The organism is Hufsiella arboris (assembly GCF_009834875.1).
Lineage (GTDB): Bacteria > Bacteroidota > Bacteroidia > Sphingobacteriales > Sphingobacteriaceae > Hufsiella_A > Hufsiella_A arboris.
Genome location: NZ_WVHT01000001.1, coordinates 401107 through 416374 on the forward strand (window position 1 = coordinate 401107; position 15268 = coordinate 416374).

The window sequence follows — 15268 nt, forward strand, 5'->3', positions numbered from 1 at the left end:
AGGACCAATGTTTGCATTAGAAAAACATTCGGAAAACAATAATCCGGAAGGACCTTCTGTAACAGGAAAGTGTTCACCAGGAGTGCTGAACATTCAGCGGAAGTTAACAGTCGGCTCACCAGACGACCAATACGAACGCGAAGCGGATTCGATAGCCGAACAGGTTGTGAGCGGATCCGGATCAAACTTCGTTCAGCGTAAATGTGCTCACTGCGAGGAAGAGGAAAAACTTCAGCGTAAAGAGTCGAATCAATCCGGCTCAGAACAGGTTGCCACTGAAAGCATTGCCGGTTCTATCAGTTCATCAAAAGGAAATGGCACATCAATCGACAATAGAACTCAATCGTTCATGTCTGATCGTTTTGGCAGTGATTTTTCAAACGTAACAATCCACACCGATCAACAGGCTGTACAACTAAGCCGGAATCTCAACGCCCGGGCATTTACCACCGGCTCTGATATTTATTTTGGCGAAGGTCAATATCGTCCACAATCACCGGACGGACAAAAACTATTGGCACATGAGCTAACGCACGTGTTGCAGCAAAGTTCTTCGCATGCGCCTGTTGTACAAAGGCAATTGGCTTCAGATCCAGGAAATATCGATTACGTCGATCAGCGCGACGGTGCTCCAAAAGCGAAATCATGTGCCCCGCCATCAAACTGTCCAGCGACTTTTTGCCAGCCATTTAAAAGCGAAAACCTGGCAAGAAGCCAACGTGATAAAACAATGTTCTTCCTGCTGGCGGGTATAGGCGCAGTGGTCGATTCCCGGGTAATGCCTCTTTGGAGCGAGTATTTGTTAGGCGGCTCGCCACCGCAGAACTTAAGCGCCAAATTTGGCGCCGACTTTGCCGCTTCGCCTACAACAAAAGCCACTACTAATTTTTTGTTGGGAGCTCTTAAAAACAAATTGACAGCTTCTGTTCCAACATTCCCTGCCGGCTCCATGGTAACCACGGTCGACATTTTAACCCTTATTCCCACCGAACTTGCCGCGATCAACACATCGGGAGATGCCAATGAAATGAATTTTAACATTCCTAAAGACATTGCCGGCAACCTGGCTGGCGGTATCGGCGATAATCAAACAGCCTGTAAATCTGGTGCGCAGCCATCACCGTTCAATGATATGCGTCTCGCCACTGGTGCTGTTACGCTTGTGAAAAGCAAACCTGGCGAAATTACCGTCATACCAATCATTAACTACACCGTAAAAGATACTATAGACCTTTGTCCCGGTAATTGTGGAACCTCAGCTGAACAGTTGGCAACAGTGCCAATGTCACAGTTCGAAGCAACCGGCATATCAGGCGACGTTCCCTTCACGGTTGAATTCTCACCGGTGGTCTTTCCTTTCACCATTCCCAATCCCTGATCTGTCATGCATCAGCCGGAAACAAGCAATCCTGTCGCTAAAACGGAAGACCAAAGCGTTTCGCGTTTTTCGCCTACAATCGATACGTTAGACCGTCCAACCATATGCGGCATAAATCCTGTTCAGTACAAACTTACTGTTGGCGCGCCAGACGACCCTCTTGAACGCGAAGCCGACGCCGTTGCCGACCAGGTGATGCGAATGCCCGAAAACGGGTTTATCCAACGTAAATGTTCGCACTGCGAGGAGGAGGAAAAAGCTCAGCGGAAAATTATGCCGGAATTTATCCAACGAAAAACTGATGCAAATGGCTCAACGGCGCCTGAAGCTGTCTCACAGCAAATTCAAGCCGAAAAAGGCAGAGGAACATCCATTGACAAGGATACCCGAAGTTTTATGGAAAGTCGTTTTAACACCAGCTTTTCGGACGTTCAAATTCATAACGATTATCAGTCCGCCCAACTAAGTCAAAGCCTTAACGCCAAAGCGTTTACAACCGGATCAGACATTTATTTCAACAGCGGTCAGTATCAGTCAAACTCTTCAGAAGGAAAAAAACTGCTGGCGCATGAACTAACTCACACGATTCAGCAGGGAAATAATCAACTGAATAAAAAAATCCAAAGGGCATCGTATTATCCGCAAGTAACCGGAGGCTCCGCCACCGGGATAACAGATTTTGCGGGAGCGTATACCATTCTAAGTCCGTTAAATTCGACAGACATTATCGACACGCTGGATGAACTGGAAAGAAGGAATCCCAGGTCAGTTTTTTCGCTTCTTTCAAACCTCGGCAGCGCCACCGGCCCCGTTGGCGTAACCCGCCTCAGGGTTTATTTTCTCGGATTTAAAAATGCTCGTTATCAAAATGACATGTCGGCAGCCGAACTGCAGGATTTGGCTACAAACATCACGGCATTGCCTCTACAACAACAGCAGGCCATACAAACATACATAACCACACACCGGTCGGCTGTTTCACAGGATTTATACACAGGATCACACATTCCAACTGCGGCTGAACAAGCTTCAATCGAAACCATATTTAATCCGGGCGCTACCACTAGTGTATCCTCAACGGGAACAATAACTGTAACGCCGCCAACCGTAGCTCCGGTATGCTCCAACGCGACAGCATTTACCACACGCATTAGAGGGGTACTCGAACCGATTATCAGGACCAACGTTACGGCTTTCAGAGCGCGCCGCGCCGCGCCTGCCACATTTCCAATAAGCCAGGCTAATACAATGGCGGATCTCGCGCAAGCGGAAGTTGAAAGCTACTTCCGGCCTTTTTTGGCGCGGGCGTCCAGGTCGGGGGCAGCCGGATCATATAGTTTAGGTGGCGGAACAAGGGCAAGCTCGCTGTTAAGAGATCAGTCGACGACAACCCGTTGGCAAACCGAAGGCGGCAGGCTCGGCTGGCTAAAATACTGGTACGATCATCTTACCGGAAATTTGAATGATACATTGCATTGCGATGATGCCCAGATAACAGCAGCGTTAACGCCGATGGCAAGGGACACTACCCTGATTCCATTGATCGACGACTACGTGCAAAGCTGGCCGGCGGAGGCTACGGGAGGCATTAACATTCAGCCTTACCTGGATGCGAGTAATTTGGTATGCAGCCGCTGGGATACGTTCACAACAATTATTCACGAATTTATCCATCTGCTCGCCCATCCAAATTTTGAAACAGCCAGAAATGCCTTGCCTAACAATGCAATGGAAACGCTAAAGGAAGGCCTGGACGATGTTTTAAGAAAAGAATTATGGGAAGGAACCGGCAACCTAAAAAACCGTTTAATTTCAACTTCAGGAACGGCAAACCGAACAGTTATCGAAGGCGGTACTTTTCCGTTGAACACGGCGCAAGTTTGCAGCCACGGTTACTATGATAATTTGCCGGATGCCGAACGGATTGTATCGACTGTCGGCCGTCAGAATATTAAACTAGCCTACTTCCTTGGACAAACAGAATATCTCGGCCTGGGTACAGGATCTACACTTTCGCCGGGAGGCTCATTAGCCACGTCTTCATTTTATACCACCTCCGACGCAGCTAACATGGACCAGGTGAATGTCATAGCCGGTGAAACCCGTGAACAGCTTCTTTTAAGAACAAACGGAACAGAAATAAGGCGTTTAAACAACGTTGTTCTCGCACCGGGAGAGGCACTTCCGGCCACGGTTAAAATTCCAGGGGTAAGACATGTTTATATCCACAACGATGATTCTTTAATTTCAATTGCCGTACAAAACGGCGTGACGCCGTATGAAATAATGAGAGCAAATAATCTTACTTCTTCAACGATAACTACCGGAACACGGCTTATTATACCGAGGCATTAACGGTAAGCAATTGTAATTGATGGAAGCCGCTTTACCTGACACGCAACATACCGGCCCCGTAAGCCAGAAGGCGCCAGCAACTGACATTTCTGACTTCTTAAAGACACAGCCGTCGGCGATACAATGTAAGTTAACCGTTGGTTCACCCGATGATCCGCTTGAACATGAGGCAAATGATATCGCCGACCGGGTTATGCGTATGCCTGATTCGAATTTTATCAGAAACAAGTCAGACAATTTTGCATCTACAACGACAACTGTTGCATCTGCGCCTCAATTAACCACTTCTTTTATTCAGCGCCAGCAAGTAACTACGTCCGGCGCTACCAGTTCGATCGCATCGCAGATCAGGTTTCGACCAACCGGCGTTATGACGCGCAGGCAGTTTGATGACTATGTGAAAACCTATTATGGTGTAGCAGATGTTCATACAGGAACACAAACAGAACAGGAAGGCAGACTTACACGGCATGGAGTACCCGCACCAACTATCCCCAACTGGCAATCTTGGGATCCTGGTACCGCTTCTGACGATTATACCAGCATCGTCGATGCGATGGAAAATATATTGGTATCCGTTGGCGCCATGCCACAAATAAACAGGATCATATTTTTCCAGATGGATTATGAACCAGACCCTGCAACCGGAGTAGGAACACCCCGTACCGACACCGGCGCTTCATTTGGCGCTGGCGAGCTGGTCATTTATGAAGCTTTTAACGGCACAACCGATCCGGCGACTGGCAGAAGCACCAGTGCGGGCACACCGCTAAGATCTCAAAGCCGCAGTGAAAACATTGGTTATATCATTACACATGAATTAGGACACGGAATCGGTGAGGCCGCGTCCAATGGCGGTCCGCAAATGTTTAACCAGTACCGGGCAGCAGTTGGATGGGTTGGTAGTCCGCCTGTTTTGTACGATATAGGGCAGCAGGATGTGATCGACGCTATCAGTAATTCGACCACTCCTCCGGCCCAGTATATAATCACGCCGCGGCGTTGGTCCGACCCGACAGTTATCGATCAGCCAATGTCACGGTATTCGGTAGCCGGCGGCCCCGGGGAAGATTTCGCGGAAGCCATAGCTGCCTATATAACAAACCCGTCGTCGTTGCAGCAACGGTCGCCGGCCAGGTATAATTTCATAAACAGTAACATGGCTGCCTGGGCAAACCGGATGAGGCAAACTGCACCGGCTTACATCAGACCGCCACAAGGCGATTTCCCGGTGCCTTCCGGAGATACCAGATACGCTTAACCGATCTATGCGCATTACCAAAAACACATCAAAACCGTTGGAGAATCAAACTGCTCCTGCGGGTTCATCTGAGCAAAGAACAATAAATCAATCAGAAAAACTTGCTTCAGTGCAAACCGCATTACATGTCGGTGAATCGAACCAATTGTCCGATTCGGAAAGCGAAAATACCGCAAAAACGCCTGCAGTCTCTTCGTTCATTCAAAGAAAGAGCGAGCATTCGGCTACGCCTGTAACCGATAGTATTGACAATCAAATTGAGTCGAGCCGTGGATCCGGACAAACAATAGACCATGAAACAAAAAGTTTTATGCAACACCGTTTTGGCGAGAGCTTCGATAATGTTCATGTCCATACAGATACCAATTCCGGTCAACTTGCAAGATCGCTTAACGCAAAGGCCTTTACGGTTGGCGACGATATCTATTTTAAAGAAGGGAATTATAATCCAGGCTCTGCCGAAGGAAGAAAATTGCTCGCGCATGAATTGACACATACTATTCAGCAAAGCGGCTCTGTGCAGTCAGTGCAACGGGATACGGATGTTGTGAACATGCCGCCTCTGACTGTGACCGCTGGAATGCCAGATACAGCTCCGCTGAGCACGCCGGTTCCCGCAGGCGGGATGTCTGCCACTATTACCGCGAATCCGGCGAACACACAATTGCCAGAAACGCCCTTGCCATTCACAGCAAGCGGCTGGGATGGAAACGACATTGCCAGTAAACTCGGCCAGTATGACCGCATACCAGGAACCGACAGTGATGCTGTGAGGTGCGTTCAATCGGTAGCTCTTATGAGTCACATTTTAATTGGGCCTTCTGCAGCAAATGCCTATCTAAATGCTATCGCGTTGCAGGGGCTTTTGCAATCCAGTCAACCCGAAAACAGGAAAAGAACAGCGAGACAGGTAATCTATTTTGTCAGGCGCAGAATCGAAAACAGGCAAGCTACCTACGGAAATATGTATTGGGCGATGGAAGCTGTCCATGATTTGTTTTTAAACGATACCAGCGGAACCCCGGCAGGCACTGCAGATCCGGTGCGGGCCCAGATAACACCTTCAATGGATCTATCGCAAAGTATGGTGAATATGGATGTTTGGTGCGCCGACCGGGCGGAGCTTTTGGCCCAGGCTTCAAGATTAAATGCCGGAGAGCAGTTGATGTTAAATACCTGGAGTGTCAGTTTCAACTTTAATTTCGATGAAGCCGGATTTCCGCTCACTCAGCGCTCTGGTACGATTGAACTTACTGATGAAGAAGGGCATCATCCCCGGCAGGTTACGATCAGACGGATCGATGCGAGCCGTAAGCCCAGGGCAAGCCAGATTGACCTAAACAGGGATCGTAAATCCGGACATCAGATGCTTATTTACAAAGACGCGGCGAACAGCCATATTAAGATGTATGAACCGGAAAACACTCCCTCAGGTAATCATTTATTCGATCTTACTGACGATCCGTCAGCTATAGAATCATCGTTGTTTAATGATCAGCCTGCATTTGAGCTTTACAAGTATGTTCAGCTGTGGGGTAAAATAGTTCCAGCGCCGGCTACTTCAGCGTTCGGAATGTAAAACAAAACCTGGTGTGATAAGACAATCCTCAATTTTAAATAAAGATCTAACAATGCGGCTACCGAAGACCGATCAGTATTTCTCGGTTAAATAATCGTAACCCAGTATCTCGTCAGGTCGGTCTTGGTTTTGGAACAGCATCCCTGAGAAACCCTATTCAAACACGCCCGGCCTCGCAAACATTCTTTTATAGTGAACTTAATGGTTGGGTTTCCTACCGGATTGTTTCAAACCTGGAATTAATGACGTATCTGACCGTTGGCGACGGCACAAACCTTCCCGTTTTCGGATCCGCGCAAGCAGATTTAAGATATAGATTTTAAATAAATTCATCAACTCTTTTTGTGAAGGAAACTGTAGTCTCAGAATCTGCCGTTGCATCCCCTGCTGCACAAATTCAGCAGCAAGGCAATCAACAAAGCGAAATATTGCCTGACGAAAGAAGCTCCGGTTTATTTTATCAGGCTAAATTAAGTGTGGGTGCACCCGATGATCCGCTTGAAAAAGAAGCTGACGACATGGCCGACCGGGTTATGCGTATGCCGGAGGCTTCCTTCGTTCAGCGTAAATGCGAAGAACATATTCAACGCGATGAAGATACGCCAACAGCTACTAATGAGGGCGAAAGTCCAACGCCGGCGCCGGCACCAGCCGATCAGCCCGCCGGTAACGACTCCAGCAGGTTTAATCTGCAATTAACGCGACCTGATTTTCTGAGCATGCGTGGCCCTTTCTTTCAAAGAAATGCTTTACAATTATGGGATCCTGACTCGGCGCTCGGCGTTTGGAATTACAACCAGAATTTCTTTCGGAGACTTGGCTTAAGCGACGACCTGTCGGGCAAAGCAGCTAACTTTACAACACCTTTATTTATCGATTCGCAGCTGAAAGCCAGTAATCCAACATGGTGGGAAGTGACGGACAGACAGCTAAACACTTCATCAATTGTTGGAACTGTTCCGCTATTTGATTTTGATGCCGGATTTAGAAATTGGCGCCCCCTCCCATTTCTGCAACCAAAAGCGCTCGATACTACTACCCGTTCAGCCGATAGCTTCATTCAGCGAAAATGTGCGCATTGTGAAGAAGAGGAGAAAGAACAAAAGCTTAACAGGAAACCTCTGGCCGATTCAATAACGCCCTTAATACAAACGAAAAGCGAATCGCCATCGTCCGCGTCTGACTCCGTTTCACAGGCAATTGATTCATCCAGGGGCCGTGGAGATTCAATCGATCATCAAACGAACACCTTCATGTCCGATCGGTTTGGCAGTGATTTCAGCAATGTTAATATTCACACAGATTCAAGCGCAGTCCAGCTAAGCCGTGATTTAAATGCGAAAGCTTTTACTGTTGGCAACGATATTTATTTTAATCATGGTCAATATCAACCTTCTACTTCCGAAGGAAAACAGCTGCTGGCTCACGAACTAACTCACACCCTGCAGCAAAGCGGCGGCACTTTGCAGAGAAAGATCAGCGGAAATAACACCAATCGAACCCAATCTTTCCTGCAGCGAAAATGTGCGCATTGTGAAGAAGAGGAAAAAAAGCATGAACATGTGCAGCGCAAACTCCAGGTCGGCAGCGCAGTCGGCTCGGGTGATATAATACGAAGAAAACCACCCAAGGACCAATCAGGAGACAACGTAAATATCAAATATCCGGAGGTTATAGAAATCAATAAGGGTAATTGGAAGGAATTCGGCTTCAACTACATCAATCTCTTCAAACACAAGGAATTAAATCCTTTTGACACGCCGAACGCCTATGCCAATGAAGTATTTAAAATCCAGGAAGCAATACTCAACATCATACCGGAGGCCGACAGGCAAAAGTACCCGTTAACACCAAACGGCGCGCTTGGTATGAGCACCATCAACTGGCTAACAGATTTCGGTGGTGAATCAGAAACTGATGCTGACTCAAAAAGCCTGTTTATCAAATATGGCATCGACAAAGAGATCCTGGAAAAATTCGCGAAGATTGCCTCGAAAAATGTTGGCGACGAACCCCTCCTCTCCCGCGACTTTAACAATCACGAGCTTTTTCACCTGATTAACATCAACGCAACTTTCCTGTTAACGAAAGGAGACCAGAATGGCGCTGTTCAAATATTGCAGCGCGTATTGATGCGGCTGAATTATAACATTGGCGAAAAAGGCCCGGATGGTGTTTACGGCGATGATACCGTTAAGGCACTTAAGGCATTCCAGATCGAATCCGGAATGAAAAAATGGGAAGCCGACGGCAACTTTGGTTACAAAACACTTCGCGCGCTGGATAAACGGATGTCAACTGCTAGCACTGACTTTTTCATCTCAGTGCCCAACGGTGACGTGCGAATGTTCAAAGTTTCCATCCCGCGGATGATGACCAGGGAAGAGAAGTTGGTGCATTCTATAACTGAAATTTTCGGTATTTCCGAGAAAGACGCGCTTGACCTGGTTAATAATAAAGACAGTGAAAATAAATGGAACTGGCTTAAAGACGGTTTCCATGAAACAACTGAAGCGGAACTAAATCGCGGTTACGAATATATCGGTGTTCCGGTGAAGGATTATGATTCCATTATTACAACCATTAAAAAGAAGCCGAGCTACGGTGACCCAGTTGAACCAAGATTGAAAGAACTGTCGATTGAGCTAAGCGGATTTGAAAAGGTATACCAGCTAAGCAAGGAAATTGAGGAGCTGGAAGACAAGAAAAAAGGCATTATTAAACAGGCTGTTGATCCGATGGGATCGGCAATTACTAATGCCGGGCTCGATGCACAGATCAAAGTGAAGAAAGCCGAGCGCGCTGCTGAACTTTCCCGGCTGAATATTACGGAGGATATTTACACTGCCAAGGGCGAAGAATTTAAAAGGCTTTTTGCATCATACGCGGTGAGGGTAGCCATGCAAATGCTCGATTCCAATGAAAAAGAGGCATCGCTGGAAATGATTCACTACAAAAAAAGTAGTGATCCCAACGCACTCGAACAGGGAATAGAAATTAAAAACATTTTCGTTCACCTGGATGAATTATGGAACCGGGCCGAGAAGGAATGGTGGGAAGGCCTGAGTGTAGCCCAAGGCGCAGCGCCTGGCGAAATAACCAGTGAAGGTTCATTGAATAAATATCTTAAAGAAAAGAAAGGACAACGATCTCATTGTTTCAAAGGTGAATGTACCGAACCGTCTGACCTGGTGTTACCGGCCTATGAAAATGTGAAGTTCCAGAAACGGGAAGGCAACAGCTATTTCGTCAAGGCGTATGATTCAAATATGGAGGCCCACAAGTACCTCACCGAATCGGCAAAAGATCATCGCGTATTGGCTTATCCAAAGCTTGAACTCCGAGCCAACATATCCAAATTCAAAGAGCTTTCTCCTGCAGCAATTGAAGAAAAACTGTATGCTACGGCTGAGAATGTCCGCGAAAACGTTCAAAAAACGAGAAAAGCTATTGCTGACGATCCGATGAACGTTTACAAGCTTAAACCGGTTATTGAACTCGCCAAGTTCCAGATGGGAATTTTCCCGGATACGATTCAGGAGGGACTGGTGGCTAAAGCGTTAAAAGATTTCGAAGACAGGGAATTCTGGAAAAATATCGGGATGGCCGCCTTGGGACTTGGCTTAGGCTTGCTGGCACTTCTGAGCGGACCAGTTGGTTGGGCTGCGCTGGCCGGCAGCATCGTAGTTGGAAGCGTTGACGCTTATATGCAGTACCAGGACATTAAGTTCCGCCGCACCGCATATAACACCGCCTTTGATCCGGCGAAAGCGCTTTCTGATGTTGAACCCGGATATTTCTGGTTTTACGTTAGCGTTGTATTTGTTGGCCTCGATGTGTTCCAGGGCTTCAAAGCGATTGCCGCTGCCGCGAAAGCTGCCAAAGCAACAGAAGAAGGTGCGCAGCTTGCTACTAAACTTATCAACGCGATGAACGAGGATAAGAAAGCCTTGCAGGAACTGATCGCGCAAGGCGGCGACAATATTGCCGAGCTGACTACAAAACTTCAAAAACTCAACGCCGCAATAACTGCCGTTGACGCAACTAAGCTCGCTAAGCAAATCAATGTACTTAAACATCTGAACGATGTGCCGCAAGCCGTTGTGCGTTTATCCGAATCGCTTGATCATCCTGAAATATTAAAAGCGTTCGAGTCCATGGGAGCCGTGCTGAAAAAGGCCGGTCACGCCGACGACGTTTACAAGGATATCCTGAAATTTTATGCCGGTCCGGGAAATGACTTCGTTGCCGAACTGCCTGAGTTTATGCGCTTGGCAGAGAAAGCCGAGATGTCGGCAAAGCCTGAATTGCTCAAGGAACTTCTCAAAAATCCGAAATCCCAAAAAGTAATGCTTGATTTTGGTGAGAACCAGGATCAGTTCCTCAAACTTTGGGAAGAATGGAGCGCACTGAAAGCTGCAGGAAAAGCGCCAACCTTCGCCGAACACCTTAAAGCAAAAGGCTTCGTAACTGAGCTTAAACCGACAAAGACAATTGCAGCTGAACTGGGTGCCGAGTTTGCCGGCAAATCAATGCTCACTAAAAATCAGCAAATCCTCCGTACGATTGAACCGGAACTAGCCAATGCCTTTATCGAGGGTAATTTGCCGAAGAAGATCCAGGATACTCTCACCAAAATACTTGAATCAGACCTTATCGGCGAAACGATAAACCTGGCGCGTGCACAGCAACGGATGAAAGCTTCGCTCAGGCTGTTGGGAGCAAGTGTTGAAAGCCAGGCCGAATACCAATTGCTCATCCGTATGATAAAAAGCACGGAGGGAAAAATGGCATTCTTTGAAAAAGCCACCAGCATTGCCGGCCACGAAGAATACGTGGCTCTGTTTACGAAATACAGCAAAGAGCTTTCCGCCGATTCAAAAATCATGGACGACTTCCTGAAGATCGGTCCGTTTACTGATGATGATACCTTTAAATGGCTGCTTGGAAATAACAAGATCCGCAAACTGATTGCCGATAATCCGGTGCTGGTGCGGGCGCTCAAGAAATGTGCTTCGCCGTGTTTCCCGATACATGCTGACCCGGAAGACATCGAAAAAATTCTAAAAGCTATTCAAGACAACGGCGGCTCGGTCGACTTCTCGCGCTTGAACCAATATATGTATGTGAACAGGCCGCGCAACGCCACCGCCGCGGAAATGGCCAAGTGGAAATCGTCCATTGATAACCTGGCAAACGATTTCAAAGGAACCATGAAAGGTGTTGAAATGCCTAAAGGCGCCGATATCAGTCTGCCTCCGCGATTCCAGCTCGGCGGCGCGACTCCGCTTAAAGATGCCGCCCGCAAGCTTGATGTGTTGATAAAACGCGGATTTGCTCCGAAGCAACTGGAAGACATTCTCGTTCAGGCAAATATCAATAAAATAGATGCCAACGAGTTTATGGAACAACTGAGCCGCGCGTCCAACAAGCTCGGTGCACGCCCGCTCGACAACATCAGTGGAATTCTAAACGGATTATCGAGTACCAATCCGCAGAAATTTGAAACAGCCTATCACTTTATGCGCCGAATCGGCGATTACTCGTCCGGGGCCGGCGTGGATATGGTTGAAAAGATATTTTCTGTATTTGATATCAATGAAATTACCAAGCTGCGCTACGGATCGTCTGCAAAACTTTCAGCCGATGTTGCAAAAGCAACAGGCGATGTTTCGGTGGCGGGGATCGAGTTGTTTGGAACACTTGTTAATAAAATCAACGGCTCGAGCGAAGATATAATCCGACTAGCAACAAAGGCTGGCGGAGGATCAGAAGCTGATATTGTAAAGCTGGCTTCTATTGTAGATGGCATGCCGAAGGGCAGTCACTCGGTTGCGGCGGTGGAAGCGCGCATCGTCGAAGCTCAACAGCTGGCGGAAAGGATCGCCGCTGCGGGCGACAACATGGGCGACGCCATTTGGGGTGCTTCGAGAACCGGCGACAAGTGGCAGGTTGGTAAAATGTTTATTGATGAGGCAAGTGGAAAAGTTTCCGGCAGCAGGGCAATTGCTTACATTAAAGGTAAGTCCGATGACATTATCAGCGCCTTGCTTGACAGTTCAGGCAATCTGGATTCTACTAAATGGAAAATATTCAGAAAGACCATCGACAAAACGGATTTGCCTGGTCCTATCAGGAATCACATCCTGGGCGAAATGTGGGATAAAACCAATGTCGCAGCCTTCAAAAAGGTTTACGGAAAAGACAATGTTATTACCCAGGTTACCATTAGGATAAAAGGAACCGATACAGAAGCCGTTATTGATGCTGTTATTAAAGACAACGGAAGTATTCTATTCAGGGAATTTAAGTCAGGCGATGCGGTTCTTTCACCCGCACAGAAAAAAGTTTATGAATTGATGGCGCAGGAAAAAACAGAGTTGTTAGAAGCTATCGGCGACAAAGCTGCACAAGTTTGGCCTGATATGAGTAAATTTAAGGTTTCGCTTGTAAAACTTGTAGAAGAATCAGCAATACCATAAAAATGCAAACAGATTACGATTCAGAATTTAAGCTTCGTGTGTTCTTTTTCAAAGGCGAACAATTGAAATCATTGTCCTTTTGGGAAAATATCGTGAAAACAATTGAGCCATTAACTGCTAAAGCAGGTTCCGATAGTGCCGTTCATCCGTCAGTTTACGATAAACAAAGAAAAGACTGGATTGAATTTAAAAGCCTGCAATGGAACAACGATGATTTAAAAAAATGGGCTGGTAAAGAACAATCGTCCGATAATTTTCAATTTGAAAATGTTGAAGCGTTTTTCCCAGGACCATCGAAATTTAAAGCGTCGAAATCAACTCCGGATATGGTTATCAAGGCTTACATAAAATCTTCCGGTGACGAAACCCGTTACGACGGCTTGTTCGCTGTTTTTTTGAAAGACAAATTCATCCAAACGCTGGACGCGGAAACGCTGTCACAGGTGATGGTTAAACTTTACGATCTGCTGAATCCGGTTTTTGTAGCCGGCGCAACCAAGCCCTGGGCCCCGAGAGAATCGGAAGCTCGATACGGCGAGTCACTTCAATATCTTTTCCCTTCAGCTATTTTGGAAAATACAAACGAATTCGTTTTCAGGAAAGGTTACGAGGAATGGAGCCAGTTAAGTAAAGAAAGCCTGGTTTAAAATCTTAAACTTTCCTGACGTTGGCTGTGCTGATTTCCAGTGATAACGACTGATTAATGGAATTCAGCCGAATACCGAACCGCTCTTTTCCTCTTTTAGAAAATAGTTTCCCACGCATCCCTGTAAACGGCCCTTTAACAATCATTACATCATCGCCCTGAACGAGGTGCGGCTCTACCTCAAACTCTGTATTTTCAAATTGTTTGATCTGAAGAATTTCATCCTCGGAAACTACTGCGGGCTTGCCTTCAAAAGAAATAAATTTAAGTATACCGCTGATATTAAAAAGCTTAAATCTTTCTTTTTCAGTAGTGTTGATGAAAACATAATTCGGAAATAGTGGAATCTGCAACTCTTTTTTCCGATCGCTCCATTGCCTGATAACACGTTGCATAGGCAAGTATGCATGTATACATTTTTTTACCAGTTCATTGTATATCCGTTTTTCAAGGTTTGGGAATGTATAAATAATATACCAGTTACTTTTAAGTTCAGCTTGCATTACCGTAAAGATTTAATCGACCTAATTTTTTAAACTTCATTTCACCCTCGGAGAGGTTGTAATAAAGCTTGAAATTTGAGAGGTTTTAGATCCGGTTTAGTACCGTAACAGCAAGTACCAATTTTGTTAGGGCAATCAAAAATCGTTGATGGATACTTTTGCTTTTGTCTAAATTCAGCATCCTTGGCTTGTATTGCAATAGCTATTTTTAGCCATTTTGACTAATTTCATTTGAACATACCCTGCCGGCTTTATAACTTCGTTCAAACTCAATGACAAGCTATCTGTTTATAAAATCAGAAAATTAAACTCATAATCATGATCAGAAATGCAACGGCCGAATGGCAAGGTTCAGGTAAAGAAGGTAAAGGTAATTTAACAACCCAAAGCACCGTACTAAACAAAACGCAGTACTCGTTTAATACACGTTTTGCTGACGGCGTAGGCACAAACCCTGAAGAGCTCGTGGCCGCAGCACATGCCGGCTGTTTTACCATGAAACTAAGCTTTGTTTTAAATGAAAAGGGCTTCACCGCCGATAACCTAAACACCAGATGTGAGATAACTTTTGAAAATGGCGCTATAACAAAATCGCATTTAATTGTTACTGCAAGCGTGCCGGGCATCAGCCAAGAGCAGTTCCAGGAAGCGGTTAAAGATGCCGAAGAGAATTGCCCTATTTCCAAATTACTCGATACAGAAATAACTTCGGAAGCGACGCTTTCGTAAGCGTTGAGCAATCACCATAAAAAAATCCGGTCGATTGGCCGGATTTTTTTATGTGCTTAATATTCCGCGAAAGCCTCGTCTTTATAGCACCAAAGCCAGCGTTCTCCCGGCTCTGCAGATGCCACAACCGGATGACCTGTTTTATGAAAATGTTTGGTCATGTGTGTAGATGGTGAATCGTCACAGCATAAAGTCGCTCCGCATTCCTGGCAGGTTCGTAAATGAACCCAGTTTCCGTTTATTTTAACACATTCTTCACAAACGTAGTTCTCACCAACATTAACTTCGGTAAGAGATTTTATGTGATCGCATATTTCCTGGTTCATAGTAGATGA

The 15268-nt window shown here is 46.2% G+C and carries 9 protein-coding genes; 7 read left to right on the forward strand and 2 right to left on the reverse strand.

Annotated elements, in window-relative coordinates:
* Nucleotides 1–7: 7 nt before the first annotated feature.
* From GS399_RS01745 to GS399_RS01770, 6 genes are all read left to right on the forward strand, one after another.
* A complete protein-coding gene (locus GS399_RS01745) occupies nucleotides 8–1378 on the forward strand; it encodes an eCIS core domain-containing protein (protein ID WP_160842853.1) in 1371 nt (456 codons plus the stop codon).
* Between the two features lie 6 nt (nucleotides 1379–1384).
* Complete coding sequence (locus tag GS399_RS01750) at nucleotides 1385–3733, forward strand: eCIS core domain-containing protein (protein WP_160842854.1); 2349 nt, start codon at nucleotides 1385–1387, stop codon at nucleotides 3731–3733.
* A gap of 19 nt (nucleotides 3734–3752) precedes the next feature.
* On the forward strand, nucleotides 3753–4994 hold the full coding sequence (locus GS399_RS01755; protein ID WP_160842855.1) for a hypothetical protein: 1242 nt from the start codon (nucleotides 3753–3755) through the stop codon (nucleotides 4992–4994).
* A gap of 7 nt (nucleotides 4995–5001) precedes the next feature.
* Nucleotides 5002–6573 (forward strand): eCIS core domain-containing protein, encoded by a 1572-nt coding sequence (locus GS399_RS01760; protein ID WP_160842856.1) that lies wholly within the window; start codon nucleotides 5002–5004, stop codon nucleotides 6571–6573.
* A gap of 344 nt (nucleotides 6574–6917) precedes the next feature.
* Nucleotides 6918–13055, forward strand: a complete 6138-nt coding sequence (locus tag GS399_RS01765) for an eCIS core domain-containing protein (protein ID WP_160842857.1) — start codon at nucleotides 6918–6920, stop codon at nucleotides 13053–13055.
* 2 nt (nucleotides 13056–13057) lie between these two features.
* On the forward strand, nucleotides 13058–13702 hold the full coding sequence (locus GS399_RS01770; protein WP_160842858.1) for a hypothetical protein: 645 nt from the start codon (nucleotides 13058–13060) through the stop codon (nucleotides 13700–13702).
* A gap of 4 nt (nucleotides 13703–13706) precedes the next feature.
* Here GS399_RS01770 and GS399_RS01775 read toward each other — a convergent pair whose 3' ends face one another.
* Nucleotides 13707–14204, reverse strand: a complete 498-nt coding sequence (locus GS399_RS01775) for a UpxY family transcription antiterminator (RefSeq protein ID WP_160842859.1) — start codon at nucleotides 14202–14204, stop codon at nucleotides 13707–13709.
* A gap of 318 nt (nucleotides 14205–14522) precedes the next feature.
* Between GS399_RS01775 and GS399_RS01780 the strand changes: the two genes are divergently transcribed.
* A complete protein-coding gene (locus tag GS399_RS01780; protein ID WP_202409355.1) occupies nucleotides 14523–14933 on the forward strand; it encodes an OsmC family protein in 411 nt (136 codons plus the stop codon).
* 56 nt (nucleotides 14934–14989) lie between these two features.
* On the opposite strand, the gene GS399_RS01785 is transcribed toward GS399_RS01780, so the two are convergent.
* Nucleotides 14990–15259: a UBP-type zinc finger domain-containing protein gene (locus GS399_RS01785; protein ID WP_160842860.1), complete on the reverse strand. Its 270-nt coding sequence runs from the start codon at nucleotides 15257–15259 to the stop codon at nucleotides 14990–14992.
* Between the last annotated feature and the right edge of the window lie 9 nt (nucleotides 15260–15268).

Excerpts from the sequence above, each read along its gene's own strand:
- GS399_RS01780 (WP_202409355.1), top strand. The coding sequence starts at position 14,523 with ATGATCAGAAATGCAACGGCCGAATGGCAAGGTTCAGGTAAAGAAGGT.
- GS399_RS01785 (WP_160842860.1), bottom strand. The coding sequence starts at position 15,259 with ATGAACCAGGAAATATGCGATCACATAAAATCTCTTACCGAAGTTAAT.
- GS399_RS01770 (WP_160842858.1), top strand. The coding sequence starts at position 13,058 with ATGCAAACAGATTACGATTCAGAATTTAAGCTTCGTGTGTTCTTTTTC.
- GS399_RS01775 (WP_160842859.1), bottom strand. The coding sequence starts at position 14,204 with ATGCAAGCTGAACTTAAAAGTAACTGGTATATTATTTATACATTCCCA.
- GS399_RS01750 (WP_160842854.1), top strand. The coding sequence starts at position 1,385 with ATGCATCAGCCGGAAACAAGCAATCCTGTCGCTAAAACGGAAGACCAA.
- GS399_RS01745 (WP_160842853.1), top strand. The coding sequence starts at position 8 with ATGTTTGCATTAGAAAAACATTCGGAAAACAATAATCCGGAAGGACCT.
- GS399_RS01760 (WP_160842856.1), top strand. The coding sequence starts at position 5,002 with ATGCGCATTACCAAAAACACATCAAAACCGTTGGAGAATCAAACTGCT.
- GS399_RS01755 (WP_160842855.1), top strand. The coding sequence starts at position 3,753 with ATGGAAGCCGCTTTACCTGACACGCAACATACCGGCCCCGTAAGCCAG.